Here is a 17,856-nt window from a genome sequence, read left to right as displayed (position 1 = left end):
CGTGCAGGACAACCCAGTGGCGCCACGCCGTTACTGCTTGCCGACGACCAGCAGGGTGAAGCCGCTGACCGGGGCGCCTTTCGGCGTGGTGTCGGCGGAGACCAGATAGGCCAGGTGTGTGTTGGGATCCAGTGCGAGCGTGCGTGCACCTTGCTGGGTCGCCACGTTGGCCAGCACCGTGTAGTGGTCGGCATCGTCCTCATGCACGATGGTCAGCGTACCGTCGTGGTTCGAGCTGTAGACCAGCCGCGTCTGCGCATCGAACGCCGCAGCATCCGGTCCCTTGCCGATCGCCACCTTGGCGACCTGGTGGCCATCGCCGGCATCGGTGACGATCATCAGGTTGTTGTCGCACACTGAGAACAGCCGTGCCGATGCCGCGTCGTAAGTGAGTCCGGAGGGCGAGTCGCATGGCGCCAGGCCCCACACGTTTTCCACTTTGTTGGTCTTCGTATCGAGCCGCGCCAGTTCGCCCTTGTCCTCCAGATTGACGAACACATGGCCATGCCCATCAACGGCCGCAAACTCCGGCCGGCCGGGCAGGGCGATGGTGGCAACTTCCTTGCCAGCGACCGGGTCGATCACGCTGACCGTATTGCTGTGGCCATTCATGGTCAGCACATGGCCCGTCGCCGGATCAAACACGATCGCATCGGGGTTCTGGCCGCTTACCGGAATATTGCCGAGCGTCTTCAGCGACTCCAGATCGATCACGCTGACGCTGTTTCCCTGTCCGTTGCTGACATAGCCGCGATGCTGGGCCAGTGCCAACGCCACGCCGTGCGCGCGGCTCATGCCGGGAATCTCGGTGAGCAGCTTGCCGCTAACGGTATCGACCACCATCACCCGATCGTTGCGGGCGATGAACAGGTGGTGCGCGACCGGATCGATACTGAGGTAGTCCCAACCACCAGCGCCGCCGAGCAGATGGCGTTGCTGCACGGCATACGTCGCCGCGGGAGATTGGGCGGCGCTGGCTGCGGCCGGACTGATCGACCATGACGCCAGTACGGCCACGGGCAGCAACAAGCTCAATGATTTCATCGGTGACTCCAGATGCGGATGAGAGGGGGCGCGTACCCCGCCAGCATGCCTGCCGGACGATTAGTGATTGCTGTGGAATGGGCAACTTCAGGGACTGCCGCGGGCGGCAATCCAGGCCGCCATCATGGCGGCGCGTAGCTGCTGCGGCGAGACCGGCTTGTGGAGCAGCGGGATCTTGGCCGCGACGATCTCGCGCAGGCGCTCGCTGCGGGTTTCGCCGGTAATCAGCAGGCGCGCAAAAGGAAGTTCGCCATCGGGTTGATAGTGCCGATCGAGCGCGGCAAACACGTCGAGCGCGCGCTCGCCTCCGCGCAGGTTCAGATCGGACACCACGATGTCCGCTGGCCCAGCCCAGTCCTCGATGGCCTCCATCGCCTGCAGACGGTCCTCGGCCACCGCCACGTCACAACCCCAGCTGCGCAGCAGGTAGCGGATGCCGGAAAGAATCGCCGGATCGTCGTCCATCACCAGCACGCGCTTGCCCGCCAGATCCGCTGGCAAATCTTCGGCAAACCCCGCCAGCTCCAGTTGCGCGGGTACGGTTGGCAGCTGGAAATGAAACACGCTGCCGCGTCGCAGCCGCGATTTCACGAGTACCGTGGTATCGAGCAGCTCGGCCAGTCGCTGCACGGTCGCCAGGCCAAGGCCCAGCCCCGGATGCGAGCCGTCGCCGGATCCCACTTCAGGGTGATCGTCGATCCGGTAGAACTCGTCGAACACGCTGGAAAGGTGTTCGGCGGCAATGCCGTTGCCGGTGTCCCACACCTCGACGCGCACCCGCGCTTCGCCGTCGCGCCGCACGCCGACCAGTGCGCCGCCCTGATGCGTGTAACGCAACGCATTGCTGACCAGGTTGTTGAGGATGCGTGTCAGCATGCTGCGATCGCTGCGCACCCACATGCCGCTCCGGCGCATGGTCAGGCGCAGGCCACGCTGTTCGGCAACCATGTCGAAGTTGCGGCTGACCTCGGCAAAGATCTGGTCGAGCGGAAATTCGGTGATTTCGACCTGGATCGCGCCAGCTTCCAGGCGCGACAGGTCGAGCAGCTCGCTGAACAGATGATCCAGCGATTGCACGCACTCCTGGATATGCGCAATGCGGTCCAGTCGCAGCGGATCGTATTCGTCCACCGCCAACGCGGAAGAGAACAAGGTCAACGCGTACAGTGGCTGACGCAGGTCGTGCGAGGCGGCCGCGAGAAAGCGCGCCCTGGCCACGCTGGCCGCTTCAAGTGCCTCGTTCTTGCTCGCCAGTTCCAGGGTGGCGAGTTCGATTTCCTGTTCCATTCCGCGTCGCACGTCGTACAGCTCCGCTGCCGCGTGGTTGAAGCCCTGCTGCAGCTCGCCGATCTCGGTGCGATCGGTCACTGCCACGGCGACCTTGCGGTCGGTTCGACCGAGTTGCCGCACCGCGCCAGCGAGGTGGCGCAACGGGAAGCTGATCCAGCGCGCGACCTGCCAGCCAATCACGCCGGCGACAAACAGGCTCAGCACCAGCACGATCAGCGCATTGCGCAGGCTCTCCTCCTGCGTGGCGATCGCGTCATGCAGGCTCACATCCACCAGCACCGAACCGAGTGCGGGTTGCTGCGGGTGATCCCGATCGATCACGTCGTGCACCACGGTCAGGATTTCCTGCGAGCCGTCGTTGTCGCCGGGCTTGCGGTTGTCGGCGAGGATCTGGCCGTCGGCGGTGCGGATCTGCACGCGCGTCACATGCGGCAGGCCGCCGATCGAATGGGCAATCCCCAGCAACTGGCGGAGCTCCATGTTGCGCAACGGCTGCACGCAGACCGAGGCAGTCTGGGTTGCGATCGCATCCGCCGTGCCCTGCGCCATGCGATGCAGGGTGATCAGCTGGTGGCGGGTGAGCAGGGTCACCAGCAAGGTGGCGGTGATCAACGTGGGCACCAGCGCGACAAAGGCCAGCCGCTGGGTCAACGACGTCCGTTGCCACAGCCGCATCGGCCAGGAGTTGGTCGCCATGTCCATCCGCCCCGCACCTCCCCTGCATCGCCTCGCTGCGTCAACGCCACGAGGCCGATCGGTTCACCCCGTACGCAGATGCGCATCCCGGGTGCAGCCCCACACTAGCGCGAAATGGCCGCGTTGACAGCTCATCTGGCGCCTTTTTGGCGCCGCCGGGCTGGAGAGTGGCTCAATCGACGTGTTTGATCGCCTGCCGGTAGCGCCGGGTGAGGCGTTCGATCAACAGCGGCAACAGCGCGAGCACAGCGATCGCCGCCAGCGGCAGCATCACTTCGCGGTGAAATAACAAGCCGAGGTCAAAGGTGCTGCTCTGGCTCATCACGCTGCCGAGACCGGCGCCGATCGAGCTCTCGAACCACAGCATCGTGGTGCCGCCCACCACGGTAGCGCAGAGGAACAGCCATAGCGAACAGCGCAGCCACGCCAGGCACACCGTGACGATGCCGAATGGCACCATCGGTACGAAGCGAAGGAACAGGGTGTAGCTGACCGGATGGCGTTCGAAGCCGTGGTGCAGCTTCTCGACGACCTTGGGTGGATGTTTGCTGCCGGCACCGAACGCATAGCGGCTGGCCAGATAGAGGATCAGCGATCCCAGGGTCAGGCCGACCGACGAGCAAGCCGTGCCGTCGACGGTGCCAAATGCGATACCGCCGGCAAGGATCACCACGATAGTGCCCGGGATGCCAGTGGAGGTAACCAGCGTCAACAGGCCAATATAGGCCAGCCGCCACATCCAGGGGTGCTCGGCAATATGCGCGCGCAGCTCATGCTGGTGCGCGACCACTTGTTCGGGATGCAACCGGTCGAACGCCCCAGACAAAAACAGCACAACACCAGCCAGCAGCAGCAGGATCAATGGCAGCGCGGCGCGCAGGCGGCTCAATACGTTATACCGGTGGTGCCGTAGGCTGCCAGCACGGTGCGCGCCTGATCGCGCAGGATGTCGCGACGCACGGCGATATTGCGGCGTTCCAGTTCGCCGATCCAGTCGGCCGGCAGCGGGCCCTCGTCGAATTCAGTGAGTTCCTCGACGTCGTCAGCGCGCGCGCCGATCAACAGCTCGTCGATGCCGGCCCAGACCATCGCGCCGTAGCATTGGCAGCACGGCTGTGAGCTGGTGGCCAGCACGTAGTGGCCGTCGTCCTCATTCATCCGGGACCGGCTCAGGCGTTGCTGCGCGATCATGATGGCCATCATTTCAGCATGCGCGACCGAACAGTTTTGTGACACCACGCGGTTTACGCCCGCCGCGACCAGGCGACCACTGACGGCATCGAACACAGCAGCGCCAAACGGGCCGCCACCACCGCGCTCGACATTCTGCCGCGACAATTCGATCGCCAGGCCAACGCGTTCGTCGTCGCTGGCGTAGCGCCGGCCGATATCGGCGACCTCGTCGATCCATGGCGGCAGGGTGAGATGGATCTGCAGTGGCAGCATGCTCTCGCTCCGTCTATTGACCAGCCTGTTTCGCCCACGTATCGCGCAAGGTCACGGTGCGGTTGAATACCGGCGCCGTGGCGCGATGGTCGACCCGATCCGCTACAAAGTAACCCAACCGCTCGAACTGAAAGCGCTGCTCCGGCTCCACGGCGGCGGCGGCCGGTTCCAGCCACGCCTGCACCACGCGCTTGGCCAGCGGGTTGACGTGCTCGAGCCAGCTCTTGCCGTCCTCCTCGCTGTCCGGTGCGGCCACGTTGAACAGGCGGTCGTAGATCCGCACTTCGGTAGCCACGGCGTGCTTCGCGCTGACCCAGTGGATGGTGCCCTTTACCTTGCGGTCGGCACCGGGCATGCCATGGCGGGTTTCCGGATCGAGCGTGCAGTGCAGTTCAGTCACGATGCCATCATCATCCTTGACCACGTGTACACACTTGATGATGCCGACGCCGCGCAGGCGCACTTCACCTTCCGGCTTCAGTCGATGAAAACCCTTCGGCGGCACTTCGGCGAAATCTTCACGTTCAATCCACAGCTCACGCGCAAACGGCACGTCGCGCATGCCGAAGCTGTCGTCTTTCGGGTGGTTCGCGAAGTGCAGCGTTTCCTCGTGGCCTTCCGGCAGGTTGGTGAGCACCAGCTTCAGCGGATCGAGCACGGCCATGCGGCGCGCGGCGGTGACGTCCAGATCCTCGCGGATGCAGTTCTCCATGATCGCGTAATCGATCACGCTGTTCTGCTTGCTGATGCCCACGCGCTCGATCAGCAGGCGCAATCCGGCTGGCGTGAAACCGCGCCGGCGCAGGCCGCGCAAGGTGTTCATGCGCGGGTCGTCCCAACCGTCCACATGGCCTTCGCTGACCAGCTGCGCGAGCTTGCGCTTGCTAGTAATGGCGTAGCTCAGGTTCAGTCGGGAGAACTCGATCTGTCGCGGTTTGTCCGGCTGTGTCGGCAAGCCGGCAGCGAGCAGTGACTGCCACAGCTGCGGGTTGTTCTGCAGATCGACATGGTCGACGAACCAGTTGTACAGCGGGCGATGGTCCTCGAACTCCAGCGTGCACAGCGAATGGGTGATGCCTTCCAGCGCATCGGACAGGCAGTGCGCGTAGTCGTACATCGGATAGATCGGCCACGCATCGCCGGTGTTCTGGTGGGTGATCTTGCGGATGCGGTAGATCGCCGGATCGCGCATGTTGATGTTGCCGGCGCTCATGTCGATCTTTGCGCGCAGCGTCTTGCTGCCATCGGCAAACTCGCCCTCCCGCATGCGGCGGAACAGGTCGAGGTTTTCCTCCACACTGCGCTCGCGATACGGTGAGTGACGGCCGCCGGTGGTCAGCGTGCCCCGGTACTCGCGCATCTCCTCGGCATTCAGGTCGTCCACATACGCAACGCCGTCTTCGATCAGTTTGAGGGCCGAACGATAGAACACCTCGAAATAATCCGAGGCGTGGCGCAGCGCATGCCACTCGAAGCCGAGCCAGCGCACGTCGTCCTTGATGCCCTCGACAAACTCCGGGTCTTCCTTGCCCGGATTGGTATCGTCCAGGCGCAGGTTGCACCAGCCGCCGAATTGCGCGGCGATGCCGAAACTCAGGCAGATCGCCTTCGCGTGGCCGATATGCAGGTAGCCGTTCGGCTCCGGCGGAAAGCGGGTGTGTACCGCGTGGTGCTTGCCGACGGCGAGGTCGTCGCGCACGATCTGCCGGATGAAATCCTGACCTGCGACGGCCGCTGTCGGGGTGGCGGGGGCGGCGGCGGGATTTTCAGTCGACATCAGGCAAAGCTCGCGTGCGGTGGCGGAACATCCAAGTTTACCCTGTCGCCAGCATCGGGCGCAGGGCGGCCCAGGTGACCTGAACAGGCCGGGGCTGAACGGTGGCTCCGGCCGACCGGGGCAAGCCATCCCTTGCCCCACACTGGCGCGGTGGCGTAGCGTGCACCCATGCACACCATCTATCGAGCTGAAAACCTGTTTGACGCCCATCTGGTCAAGGATGCGCTGGAACATGCGGACATTCCGGCGTTCATCTCCGGCGAATACCTCACCGGCGCGGTAGGCCAGCTCCCCGCGATGGACTACATCGCGGTGATGGTGCCTGAATCGAGCGTGGCGACCGCCAGCGGCATCGTGCGTGAGGTGGAGGCCCAGCTCAGCGAGGCGCGGCTGGCGATCCAGGAAAGCGGAGCGCCCGATGATCCGCTGGCCGTGCCCTGCTGAGCGCAGCGGGCTTTTGCGGCGCGGGCGGTTGTGACGGAATCGGAAACCTGGAAAAGCCGCCCCGTTGCGCGTCATTCCCGCGAAGGGATGACAAGCTGGGGCAGTGGTTAGTCGAGGCGCCCCATCAAGGAATCCCATGCAAGATCGAGCTGTATTGAATCTGGCCGCGCTGATCCGCGCCGTGCCCGATTTTCCGACTCCCGGCGTGATGTTTCGCGACGTGACTCCGCTGCTTGCCGATGCCGGCGGCTTTGCCCGCTGCATCGACGCGCTAGCCGAGCCGTGGCAGGGCAGCAGGGTCCAGGCGGTGTGCGGCATTGAAGCTCGCGGCTTCATCTTCGGTGCGGCGCTGGCGCAGAAGCTGCACGCCGGCTTCGTGCCATTGCGTAAACCCGGCAAACTGCCGCCACCCGTCGTGACGGTGAACTATCAGCTGGAATACGGTAGCGACCGGCTGGAGGCGCAAAGTGATGCGCTGAAGCCTGCCGAACGGGTGTTGATCGTCGACGACGTGCTGGCTACCGGAGGCACCCTGGCGGCAGCACGCGCGCTGATCGACCAGCTGGGTGGCGAACTTGTGGGCGCCAGTGTGGTCATTGAATTAGCCGCGTTGCAGGGTCGGGCGCGCTGGCAGGGTCATCAACCGCTACACAGCCTTTTGCGCTATTGAGTCGTGCTTCTCCCGCTGCCGTATGGCCGGCGTCGGCTTCTGGAGAGCAGTCTTTCGGAGAGCAGTCATGTTTGGTATCGGCGCCTGGAAACATCGCCTGCCTCAGCGCGATGAGGCCTTGCCGGGGCGCGAGCAGCCCCTGCTGCCGGGCAAACCGCACCATGTGCACGGTCGCTCGCTACTGACCGAGAGTTATCCGCACGGCGAAATGGTGCTTTTCGGCATGGGCTGCTTCTGGGGCGCCGAGCGAAAGTTCTGGGGCCTGCCCGGCGTGCTGAGTACCGCGGCTGGTTACGCCGGCGGCTATACGCCCAATCCCACCTACCGCGAAGTCTGCTCAGGCCAGACCGGCCATGCCGAAGTCGTGCAGGTGGTCTACGACCCGACGGTGACGAGCTTGCAGAAATTGCTGAAGGTGTTCTGGGAAGGCCACGACCCAACCCAGGGCATGCGTCAGGGCAACGACACCGGTACGCAATATCGCTCAGCCGTCTATACGTCCAACGTGGCGCAGCTTGGTGTCGCCGAAACCATGGCCCGAAACTATCAGGTCGAACTGGATCGCGCAGGTCTACACCCGATAAGCACGGAGATTTCCATCGCCGGTCCGTTCTATTACGCCGAAGACGAGCACCAGCAATACCTGTCGAAGCATCCGGATGGATATTGCGGGTTGAGCGGGACTGGGGTTGGTTGTCCGATGGGTATGGATGTTTTGGAGTGAGGTGCGCGTGTCGCTCGCAAGCGGGCGCGTTTAGTCACGGCGTGTCTATCTCAAGACTCTCTACATAAACCAGCTCACAAGCACCCGCGCCGACATCGTCGCGGGTCATCGAAGTCTTCCAGCGCCAGCCGCCGGGGCGGCTGGCGTCGACCAGGAAGCCTTCGATGTGCACGACTTCACCCGGGCGTACCTTCTTGAGTTCGTAGAGCACGCCGGGGTCGGCGGGAATCATGTGCATGTTCGCGCTGTGCGTTTCGATCTCCCGGCGTGGGATCGGGAACTGTTTCACCTGCCAATAGTAGAAGCGGCCGGACTGGCTGATATCGATGTTCGCCAGCACGGCGCTGTCGGACATGCGGCCCCAGCCCAACGCGAGATCCTCGGGTATCAGTTTGGCGTCGGCTCCCCAGGAATAGTCCGCGCGCGACAACACACGTGCGGTGAGTGTGAAGCGCGCACGGGTAGTCAGCGTGACATCGCCGTGCTGCAGCTGTGCACCATCGTCGATATCGACTTGCTCGGGGATATCCGGCGCCAGCACGCCGGGCGGTGGATGCAGCGGTCGTTTGTTCCACCATGAAACCCCACCCCACAGCACCAGCAGCAGGGTCGCGCCTATCCAGAGTTTGCGCATCGTCAGTTGAAATCCGCTGCCAGCGCGCGGCGCTGTTCGGGAGTAAGGCTTACGTCGACGGGCATGGCTGGCAGCGTCGCGGCCAGCGTGATCGTCGCGCCGGCATTCCAGCTCGCGATCATCGCTTCGTCGAGTTCGAAGCGCAGAAAGTGAACAGCGGCAGTTTTATCGTCATTGCTGCGTTCCATGTCTTCGTCAGCGATGGCGGTGACTGGGGCGTGCCCGTGCACGGTCAGTTTGATGGTGTGCTCGATGCCGCGCAGGCGCACTAGTTCGCGCTTGCGTTGCTCGACGTCGTCGTACTCGACCATCATCGTGGCCTTGAGGTTGCGGCCGTCGGGAATCAGCGGATTGTAGGCGTCCAGTTCGTCCTGGATGCCAGTCCCCTCGAAGATGCGTTCGATGCGCAGCATTTCCTGCACCTGATACTGGATGCTCAGGCGGTCCTCGAAGATCAGCCTCAGGTGTTCGCCGATGTGCACGCTGCGCTGCTTCTTGTGCGCTATCACTCGAGCGCGAAACTCGCCGCGTTGCTGGGCGTAGGCTTCGAGAGTGAGCAGATCGGCGCGGGTCAGTATGTGCATGGTGTTTGTTGTAGCAGGGATGAGGGATGAGTGGCGAGGGACGATAGCAAAGGGCGAGAGCGGAGGGTGGCGGAGGCAGCTGTTCTCGCCCCTCACCCCTCGCTACTCGCCCCTCATACCCCATATGCCTTACGCAGCAGGCTGAGTGGATGTTCCGCGGCCGGCTTGTCACCAAGGCCATGGGCGATATGGTTGCCGGCCATCGGGCAGTCGCTGGTGAAGTGGTCGGCCTGCGCCTGTGCGACACGACTTTCCACCGGTTTTGCCAGCTTGCGCGAGAGTGCATAAGTCGCATGTTTGACGCCATAGGTGCCATCGTGGCCGGAGCAGCGTTCGATGGTGACGACTTCGGTGTCGGGCGCCAGTTGCAGGATGTCGCGTGTCTTCGGCCCGATCTTCTGTACACGCTGGTGGCACGGCACCTGCCAGGCGACCTTGCCCAGCGACTGTTTGAAGTCGGTGGCCAGCAGCCCTGCTTTGTGGCGTTCAGCCAGGTATTCGAACGGGTCGAAGAAGCGGTCGCGGACCAGTGCGACTTCGGCGTCGTCGGGAAACATCAGCGGCAGCTCCTGCTTGAACATCAGCACGCAGGATGGGATCGCCGCGGTGAAGTCCCAGCCATCGCGCGCCATCTTCGCGAGCACCGGAATGTTGCGCTCCTTGTACTTCTTCACCGTCTGCAGGTCACCCAGCTCGAACTTGGGCATGCCGCAGCAGCTTTCCTGCTCGACCAGTCGCGTGGGGATCGCGTTGTGCATCATCACCGCAGCGAGATCCTCGACCACGATGGGGTCGCAGTAGTCGCAATAGCAGGTGGCGAAGATCGCCAGCTTCCCGCGGGTACGGCCGGCCGGCCGTGCTTCGCCGATACCGTCCAATGCCTTCAGTCGTTTGCGGGCGCTGGGTGTGTAATAACTTGGCACGCGTGCATCGGCGTCCACATCCATGGTCTTTTCGAGCAGCTTGCGCGCGAGCTTGTTGTGGTTGGCGGCGTTGATCGTCTGCACCACTACCGGAATCGACGCGAGCTTGCCGACCATGCGTGTATTGGACAGGATCTTCGCCGACAGCGGCACGCCGTCACGCTCGAACGCCACAGCTTTGGCGCGCAGCATCAGGTGCGGGAAATCCACGTTCCACGGATGCGGCGGCGTATACGGGCACTTGGTCTGATAGCACAGGTCGCACAGGTAGCACTGCTCGGTGACCTTGGGATAGTCGGCCTTGTCGACGCCGTCGATCTCCATCGTCTTCGACTCGTCGATCAGGTCGAACAGGGTGGGGAAGGCGTGGCACAGGCTGACGCAGCGGCGGCAGCCGTGGCAGATGTTGAACACGCGCTCGAGCTCGGCATCCAGCGCCTGCTGATCCATGAATTCGGGGTTGGTCCAATCCAGCGGATGCCGGGTGGGCGCCTCCAGATTGCCTTCGCGCTTTTCGCTGATGGGATCGGCCATCGTTAGTCTCCCCGGTATCTGGCGGCTGGCGGGTCGTTATCGAGGCCCCCGTAGGAGCGCGCCCTGTGCGCGATAACCAACGGAGCGGAAACGCCGTCACCTCGATCACGCACAGGGCGCGCTCCTGCAAGGCGCCCCCCAAGGTACCGGCGGTCCCGACGTCGAGGTCGGGATCGCCATGCATGCGCGACTCAGCCCAGCTCGGCCAGCGCCTTGGTGAAGCGGTTGGCGTGCGACCGTTCGGCTTTCGCCAAAGTTTCGAACCAGTCGGCGATTTCTTCGAAGCCTTCCGTGCGCGCCGACTGGGCCATGCCCGGATACATATCGGTGTACTCGTGGGTTTCGCCGGCGATGGCGCTCTTCAGATTCAGGTGGGTTTCGCCGAATGGCAGCCCGGTGGCCGGGTCGCCCACGTGTTCCAGGTATTCCAGGTGGCCATGCGCGTGGCCGGTCTCGCCTTCGGCCGTGGAGCGGAAAACCGCGGAGACATCGTTGTAGCCCTCGATGTCGGCCTTGCCGGCGAAGTAGAGATAACGGCGATTCGCCATCGATTCGCCGGCAAACGCATCTTTCAGGTTCTGCTCGGTCTTGGACCCTTTCAAATTGCTCATGACATCACCTCGTGGCGTGTGGCTGGGAGGGTAGGCGAGAACGATCGTACGGTCGTGACTAGCCGAGCGTAGCGCTCGGTCTTCAGGCAATGAAATTGATTGTTTCGATGGAACGCATAGCTTGCAGCTATCGACGCGCCGACTTTCGCGTTGGCGATGTGATGTTCTCTGCGGGCACCTGCGTGGCGGCCGTATGCGCGTCGAGCAGGTCGGGTGGTAGCTGGCGGAAGATCTCCGCCAGACGCTTCAGGAACACATCCATGGCCGAGCTCTTACGCCAGACCATCGCGACGCGCCGGCTCGGTGGATGACCCTTGAACTCGATCAGGTGCAGGTTTTCGACCTGCGCCACCGGTGGCTTTACCGCCATGCTCGGCAATAACGTGATGCCGACGTTTGCCGCCACCATCTGCCGCAGCGTCTCCAGGCTGGTGGCGCGGAAGCCGCTGCGTTCGCCGATGCCGGCCATGTGGCAGACCTCCAGCGCCTGATCGCGCATGCAATGGCCTTCCTCCAGCAGCAGCAGGTTTTGGCTGGACAGATCGGACAGTTTCAGCTGGCCCTGCTGCTGCGCCAGCGGGTGATTGTGCGAGACCGCCAGCAGGAAGGGCTCTTCAAACAGGAACTCGGTATGCAGGCTGTCCTCGTGCAATGGCAGCGCGAGGATGGCCGCGTCCAACTTGCCCTCGCGCAACAGCCGCAGCAATGCCTCGGTCTTGTCTTCGACCAGCAGCAGCTCCAGCTTGGGGAAAGCATTGCGCACCAGCGGTAGCGCATGCGGCAGCAGATAGGGGCCCAGGGTGGGAAAGACACCCAAACGCACGGTGCCGGACTCGGGATCGAGCGTACGCCGGGCCACGCCGCGGATCTGTTCGATTTCGTTGAGTACGTCGCGGGCACGCACGGCGATGTCGCGACCGACCTCGGTCAGCAGCACCTTGCGTGGCGTGCGCTCGACCAGCGGCACGCCCAGTTCGTCCTCCAGCTTCTTGATCTGTGTGGACAGGGTTGGCTGGCTGACAAAGCAGGCCTCGGCGGCGCGCCCGAAGTGGCGATGCTCGGCAAGGGCGACAAGATACTGGAGATCGCGCAGGTTCATGGGTTGACCTCAGGCAAGCCATAGGCAATGACTATGAACACGATGGTAACAATCAATTTGAACAATGCAAGTGCAGACGTTATCTTCTTCGCCAAGACACCTGATGCAAGGCGTCTCTCAACCCTCGCTCCACTAACTGAAGGCCTACTCCATGCTGACCATTGGCGATAAGTTCCCGCACTTCAATCTCACCTCCGTTGTCTCGATCGAGAGCCTGGACAAGGCGTTCTTCCCGATCACCAACGATACGTACAAGGGCAAGTGGCTGTGCGTGTTCTTCTACCCGAAGGACTTCACGTTCGTCTGCCCGACCGAGATCAAGGGCTTCAGCGACGTCAACGAGCAGTTCGCCGATCGCGACTGCCAGGTGCTGACCGCCAGCACCGATTCCGAGTTCGTGCACCTTGCCTGGCGCAAAGATCACAAGGATCTGCGTGACCTCAAGTTCCCGATGCTGGCCGACATCAAGAAGGACCTCAGCAACGCGCTGGGCATCCTGACTGAAGATGGCGTGGCGCAGCGTGCGACGTTCCTGGTTGATCCGGAAGGCGTCATCCGCTTCGTCTACGTCACCGACGGTTCGGTGGGTCGTAATCCGGCCGAAGTGCTGCGCGTGCTGGACGCACTGCAGACCGACGAGCTGTGCCCGTGCAACTGGAGCCAGGGCGAAGAGACCCTCAAGGTCGCCTGAGTCTGGGCCGCCTTAATCCGGGCGGCTTCAATCCAGCGTTTCACTTGCAAGACCCGCGCGTCAGGAGTCCCTCCCTCTCTCCCCGCTGACGCGCGGGTTACCCCACCGGCGGCGAGGTTCGCTTCGCCGCCGGTTTTTTTTGCCCGAATTTTTTGAGGTTCCCCATGAGTCTTGCTGATCTGAAAAGCCAGTTGCCCGACTACGCCAAGGACCTGCGTCTGAACCTGGAGTCCGTGCTGACCGAAGGTGGTGCGCCGGGCCTTACCCAGAAACAGATCGCCGTGATCGCACTCGCTTCGGCGGTCGCCTCGCGCTACAAGCCGCTGACCGCGGCCATCAACGAAGAAGCCGCCAAGCATGCCAGCGCCGAAGAGTTGAATGGCGCTCGCGTCGCTGCTGCGATCATGGGCATGAACAACATCTACTACCGTTTCGTGCACCTGGTCGGTGACCCAGAGTACGGCACGCTGCGCGCGAATCTGCGCATGAATGCCATGGCGAATCCCGGTGGCGACAAGGTCGACTTTGAACTCGCCTCGCTGGCGGTATCTGCGGTCAATGGTTGTGGCATGTGCCTGGAGTCGCATGAGAAGACTCTGCGCAAGCACGGCCTGTCGGCACAGCCAATTCAGAGCGCTGCCCGCATCGCTGCGGTGATCCATGCGGTGGCGGTGGCGCTTGAGCAGGCCGACGTGGCTGGCTGAGTTCACCCGCGCCCGCTTCGCAACATGAAACCCGGCCAGCAATGGCCGGGTTTTTTTTTGTGCATAGCAGCGTGAAATGGCATGCCTTCTGGCACTGGGGCAAAAAATCGCGCTGACCTAGCGTGGAGGTTTGTCTTCAGCCAGGTAGGCTCCGCATGCATCGTCTCGTTCGCCCGCTCGTTCTCACTGCATTGGCCGCCTGTTGCGGCGCTGCGTTTGCCGCCACCGCCGATCAGGCGCCACAAGGTCGGCTGCCGGGTTGGGCGGTGCCGCAGTCCTACCAGCTCGCGTTCAAGGTCGATCCGGCGCAGCAGGATTTTTCCGGCACCACCACGATCAAGGTCAAGTTGACCCAGGCCTCCGATCACCTGTGGCTGGACGGGAACGAGCTGAAGGTGTCGAAGGTGAGCATCACGGATGCCGCCGGCAAGGCACACGACGGCAAGTACGTGGCCGTGGACCCGAAGGCCGGTGTGGCGCGGGTCGATTTCGGCAGCACCCTGCAGCCGCAGCAGCTGACGCTGACGTTCGAGTACACCGCGCCACTCAACGCGCAGCTGCAGGGCCTGTACAAGGTCAGCGCGAAGGGCCAGCCGTACGCGATGACGCAGATGGAACCAATCAGCGCACGCTTCGCGTTTCCCAGCTTCGACGAGCCGGGCTTCAAGACCCCGTTTGACATCAGCCTGACGATACCCGCGGCCGATACGGCCGTGGCGAATACCAAGCAGGTCAAGGAGACCGCCGCCGGCGACGGCTGGAAGACGCTGCAGTTTGCGCAGACGCTGCCGCTGCCGACGTATCTGGTCGCCTTTGGTGTCGGTCCGTGGGATATCGCGCAGGGTCCGGATATCTCGCCCGATGCGTATCGCGCCACGCCGCTGCCATTGCGCGGGATCGCTTCCGCGGGAGAGGCGCATCGCATGCAGCATGTGCTCAGCGAAACGCCGAGCATCATCCACGCGCTGGAGAACTACTACGGCTTCGGTTATCCGTGGGACAAGCTCGACGTGCTCGCCGCGCCGGATTTTGCCGCCGGCGCGATGGAGAACGCTGGTCTGGTGACGTTCCGCGACTGGCTGCTGCTGCTCGACAAGGATTCGCCGGCGCGCAACGTGCAGGGCTCGTTCAACGTGACCGCGCACGAGCTGGCGCACCAGTGGACCGGCGACACGGTGACGATGGCATGGTGGAACGATATCTGGCTCAACGAGGCGTTCGCCACCTGGATGCAGCAGAAGGTGACGATGCAGGTGCATCCGGAATACCGCGCGGATCTTGATCGGGTGCTTGGTGCGCAGGGCGCCATGAGCAATGACAGCCTGGTCAGCGCGCGCATGATCCGCCAGCCGATCACCGGCAATGGCGACATCGAAACGGCGTTCGATGGCATCACTTACCAGAAGGGTGCCAGCGTGCTCGGCATGTTCGAGAACTACGTCGGCGAGAAGACCTTCCAGAAGGGCATGCAGGCGTATATCCAGAAGCACAAGTTTGGCAATGCCGATGCCGATGATCTTGTGTCGGCGATCGCTACTGCTGCGGGCAAGGGCGATGCGTTCAAGCACGCGTTCGACAGCTTCCTCAATCAAACCGGCGTGCCGTTCGTAAAGACCACGCTCGAGCAGAACAACGGCAAGACCGTGCTGAACCTGAGCCAGAGTCGCTACCTGCCGATTGGCAGCGCCGGCGACAGCTCGCGCTTTTGGGGCATCCCGGTATGCGTGCGCTATGGCACGGCAGACGGCAGCAAAGTCAGTTGCGAGATGCTCGACAAGGCGACCGGCTCGATCGTGCTTGCGGGGGCCAGCAACCCGACCTGGATCATGCCGAACGCGGGTGCCAGCGGTTATTACCGTTTCAGCCTGGGCAAGAGCGAACTGGGTGGCCTGATCAAGCAGGTCGGCAAGCTCAGCGATACCGAGCAACTGGCTTACGCCGATGCGGTCAACGCGAGTTTCCGCCACGGTGATCTGGACGCCGGTGACGTCCTGGCCGGACTGCAGCCACTGACCGACTCGAAGATCCGTGAAGTGGCTAGCGCGCCGCTCAGTCAGGTGGCATGGATCTATCACCACGTAGCCACCACCGACGCCCAGCGCGCACGCCTGGCGGCATGGGTGAAGCAGGCTTATCTGCCGCGCCTCGAGCAGTTCGGCTACCAGCGCAAGACCGGCGAAGCTGAGGACGCGGCGCTGTTGCGCACCACCCTGGCCGGTGCACTGGCGTTCGATTTCAAATTGCCCGAAGTGCGTGCGGCCTTGCTCAAGCAGGGTGAAGCAGCGCTCAAGCCCAAACCGGATGGCCGTCTGGATCTGACCGCCGGCGATCCGGATCTGCTCGGCGATGCACTGGGTGTGGCCGTACAGGAGCAAGGCAAGCCGGTGGTCGATACATTGATCGCCGAACTGCCCAAGACCAGCGACGCAGCGCTGCGCAACAGCATCCTCGCAGGCCTGGCCAACGTGAGCGATCCAGCGGCGGCGGAGCAGGTGCGCAACTTCGCGCTCGACAAGCAGGTCAAGGTGGGCGAAATGGCCATGTTGTTGATGGGCGATCGGGACACCGAAGCCGGTCGCGATGCGATGTGGCAATGGTTCACCGCGCACTATCCGCAGGTGCTGGCGCGCACCGGCAGCTTCGCTGGTGGCTATTTGCCGCGACTTGCAGCGGGCGGTGGCTGCTCGCAGTCGGAACACGATCGCCTGCAGGCATTCTTCAAGTCACGCATGAAGGACGCCGATGGGGTCGACCGCGGCCTGGCACAGACCAGCGAATCGATCCAGCTGTGCAGCGCGCTGAAGGCGAAGCAGGATCCGGCAGCGATCGACGCGGCCCACTGACGGATCTCTGAACCAGCTGACGCTGCTGGCAGCATCGGCCAGAGTTGTGCAACACAAAACGCCGGGCGGCAACGCCCGGCGTTTTCTATGGTGTGCTCGCGGTGGCCGCGTGCTGGTGCTGCGCCACCTGCGCCTGGATGAAACTGACGGTGTCTTCCAGCACCGGCGCCTTGGCTTGAAATGGCCGTGACATCGCGAACAGGATCGCCATGTGGCCGATATCCGGATACAGCTTCAGTTCGACTGGCTCGCCTTTGCGCTGAAGTTGGTCTGCCAGCGACTGCGCATTGCGGGGCCACACGATCTTGTCGGTGGTTCCCTGCATCAGCAGCATCGGCGGTTCGTCGCCGTTGACATATTGCACGGGCTGCGAGCGTAGCTGCGCCTCGTGTGTACTGCCGAACATATCAATGAAATCGGGATCCTTCAGCGGCAGAAAATCATACGGGCCGGCCAGGCCGATGAAGCCGGATAAATCACGCGGCTGCATGCCGACGGCGTCCAGCCAATGCGCATCCGTGGCAAGCAGTGCGCCGATATGTGCGCCCGCCGAATGTCCCATCACGAACAACTGCGCACTGTTGCCGCCGTACTCGCCAGCATGCGCCTGTGTCCATGCCACGGCATGCGCGGCATCCTGCATGAAGCCGTCAAGCCGCACCTGGGGCCAGAGTCGATAGTCGGGAATCACCACCACCATCCCGCGTTGCGCCAATGCCTCGCCGACCCAGCGATACCACTGCCGCTTGCCGGATTTCCAGCTGCCGCCGTAGAAAAAAACCACCACCGGCGCGTGCTCCGTGCCGGGCAGGCGATAAACGTCCAGCGCCAAGTGGTGCCCGGGGTCGAACACCACATCGCGCTGCACCAGCACATGGGTCTTGCCGGTACTGGCGTTGAGACCGCCAAACAGCACAGTCTGGCACCCCGTAAGCAAGCCGCTGCCGAGCAGCAGCATGATCGATGCGATAAAGCTGCGACGTAACGGAAGGGGAGATGAGCGATCGCGGTCGGAGGGCATGTGTATTCCTGTGGGAGGGTCTTGCCTTACGTAGATACGTTACGCGCCCGAGGCAGGATGCAGACCCGGCTGTATGCCTGCCGTGTTCCACTTACACTGTGCCGGCCGCACGGGCACACAG

General features: G+C 63.3%; 17 protein-coding genes. 6 read left to right on the top strand and 11 right to left on the bottom strand.

Annotated elements, in window-relative coordinates; genetic code table 11:
• Window positions 1-30: 30 nt before the first annotated feature.
• The 5 genes from HDE77_RS03580 to HDE77_RS03560 form a co-directional block, all read right to left on the bottom strand.
• Complete coding sequence (locus HDE77_RS03580; protein ID WP_184415789.1) at window positions 31-1,044, bottom strand: YncE family protein; 1,014 nt, start codon at window positions 1,042-1,044, stop codon at window positions 31-33.
• An 87-nt stretch (window positions 1,045-1,131) separates the two neighbouring features.
• A complete protein-coding gene (locus tag HDE77_RS03575; protein ID WP_255482522.1) occupies window positions 1,132-3,030 on the bottom strand; it encodes a hybrid sensor histidine kinase/response regulator in 1,899 nt (632 codons plus the stop codon).
• A gap of 172 nt (window positions 3,031-3,202) precedes the next feature.
• Complete coding sequence (locus HDE77_RS03570) at window positions 3,203-3,919, bottom strand: VTT domain-containing protein (protein ID WP_184415787.1); 717 nt, start codon at window positions 3,917-3,919, stop codon at window positions 3,203-3,205.
• Window positions 3,916-4,476, bottom strand: a complete 561-nt coding sequence (locus HDE77_RS03565; RefSeq protein WP_184415786.1) for a nucleoside deaminase — start codon at window positions 4,474-4,476, stop codon at window positions 3,916-3,918. Before HDE77_RS03565 ends, HDE77_RS03570 begins: the two co-directional genes overlap by 4 nt.
• A gap of 13 nt (window positions 4,477-4,489) precedes the next feature.
• Window positions 4,490-6,253 carry a glutamine--tRNA ligase/YqeY domain fusion protein gene (locus HDE77_RS03560; protein ID WP_184415785.1) on the bottom strand — a complete coding sequence of 588 codons (1,764 nt, stop codon included), beginning with the start codon at window positions 6,251-6,253 and terminating at the stop codon, window positions 4,490-4,492.
• A 168-nt stretch (window positions 6,254-6,421) separates the two neighbouring features.
• On the opposite strand from HDE77_RS03560, the gene HDE77_RS03555 reads away from it, so the two are divergent.
• The 3 genes from HDE77_RS03555 to msrA all read left to right on the top strand — a co-directional run bounded on the left by HDE77_RS03555 (window position 6,422) and on the right by msrA (window position 8,091).
• Window positions 6,422-6,697, top strand: a complete 276-nt coding sequence (locus tag HDE77_RS03555) for a DUF2007 domain-containing protein (protein ID WP_184415784.1) — start codon at window positions 6,422-6,424, stop codon at window positions 6,695-6,697.
• Between the two features lie 136 nt (window positions 6,698-6,833).
• On the top strand, window positions 6,834-7,367 hold the full coding sequence (locus HDE77_RS03550) for an adenine phosphoribosyltransferase (RefSeq protein ID WP_184415783.1): 534 nt from the start codon (window positions 6,834-6,836) through the stop codon (window positions 7,365-7,367).
• A gap of 67 nt (window positions 7,368-7,434) precedes the next feature.
• Window positions 7,435-8,091, top strand: coding sequence for a peptide-methionine (S)-S-oxide reductase MsrA (msrA, locus tag HDE77_RS03545; protein WP_184415782.1), 657 nt, complete (start codon window positions 7,435-7,437; stop codon window positions 8,089-8,091).
• A 34-nt stretch (window positions 8,092-8,125) separates the two neighbouring features.
• Here msrA and HDE77_RS03540 read toward each other — a convergent pair whose 3' ends face one another.
• The 5 genes from HDE77_RS03540 to HDE77_RS03520 form a co-directional block, all read right to left on the bottom strand.
• Window positions 8,126-8,725, bottom strand: a complete 600-nt coding sequence (locus HDE77_RS03540) for a hypothetical protein (protein ID WP_184415781.1) — start codon at window positions 8,723-8,725, stop codon at window positions 8,126-8,128.
• Between the two features lie 2 nt (window positions 8,726-8,727).
• Window positions 8,728-9,309 carry a DUF3501 family protein gene (locus tag HDE77_RS03535; protein WP_184415780.1) on the bottom strand — a complete coding sequence of 194 codons (582 nt, stop codon included), beginning with the start codon at window positions 9,307-9,309 and terminating at the stop codon, window positions 8,728-8,730.
• A 113-nt stretch (window positions 9,310-9,422) separates the two neighbouring features.
• Complete coding sequence (locus HDE77_RS03530; protein ID WP_184415779.1) at window positions 9,423-10,766, bottom strand: heterodisulfide reductase-related iron-sulfur binding cluster; 1,344 nt, start codon at window positions 10,764-10,766, stop codon at window positions 9,423-9,425.
• A 191-nt stretch (window positions 10,767-10,957) separates the two neighbouring features.
• A complete protein-coding gene (locus HDE77_RS03525; RefSeq protein WP_184415778.1) occupies window positions 10,958-11,377 on the bottom strand; it encodes a rubrerythrin family protein in 420 nt (139 codons plus the stop codon).
• Between the two features lie 127 nt (window positions 11,378-11,504).
• Window positions 11,505-12,476, bottom strand: a complete 972-nt coding sequence (locus tag HDE77_RS03520) for a LysR substrate-binding domain-containing protein (protein WP_184415777.1) — start codon at window positions 12,474-12,476, stop codon at window positions 11,505-11,507.
• A gap of 151 nt (window positions 12,477-12,627) precedes the next feature.
• On the opposite strand from HDE77_RS03520, the gene HDE77_RS03515 reads away from it, so the two are divergent.
• The 3 genes from HDE77_RS03515 (at window position 12,628) to HDE77_RS03505 (ending at window position 16,714) form a co-directional block, all read left to right on the top strand.
• Complete coding sequence (locus HDE77_RS03515; RefSeq protein ID WP_184415776.1) at window positions 12,628-13,167, top strand: peroxiredoxin; 540 nt, start codon at window positions 12,628-12,630, stop codon at window positions 13,165-13,167.
• A gap of 164 nt (window positions 13,168-13,331) precedes the next feature.
• A complete protein-coding gene (locus tag HDE77_RS03510; RefSeq protein WP_184415775.1) occupies window positions 13,332-13,871 on the top strand; it encodes a carboxymuconolactone decarboxylase family protein in 540 nt (179 codons plus the stop codon).
• A gap of 155 nt (window positions 13,872-14,026) precedes the next feature.
• Window positions 14,027-16,714 carry a M1 family metallopeptidase gene (locus HDE77_RS03505; RefSeq protein ID WP_184415774.1) on the top strand — a complete coding sequence of 896 codons (2,688 nt, stop codon included), beginning with the start codon at window positions 14,027-14,029 and terminating at the stop codon, window positions 16,712-16,714.
• 85 nt (window positions 16,715-16,799) lie between these two features.
• On the opposite strand, the gene HDE77_RS03500 is transcribed toward HDE77_RS03505, so the two are convergent.
• Window positions 16,800-17,672 (bottom strand): alpha/beta hydrolase, encoded by an 873-nt coding sequence (locus HDE77_RS03500; RefSeq protein ID WP_255482540.1) that lies wholly within the window; start codon window positions 17,670-17,672, stop codon window positions 16,800-16,802.
• Window positions 17,673-17,856: the final 184 nt, after the last annotated feature.

Source organism: Rhodanobacter sp. MP7CTX1 (assembly GCF_014205795.1).
Classification (GTDB): domain Bacteria; phylum Pseudomonadota; class Gammaproteobacteria; order Xanthomonadales; family Rhodanobacteraceae; genus Rhodanobacter.
Note: the sequence above shows the minus strand (reverse complement) of the source record. Positions and strands in the feature narration are given on the sequence as shown.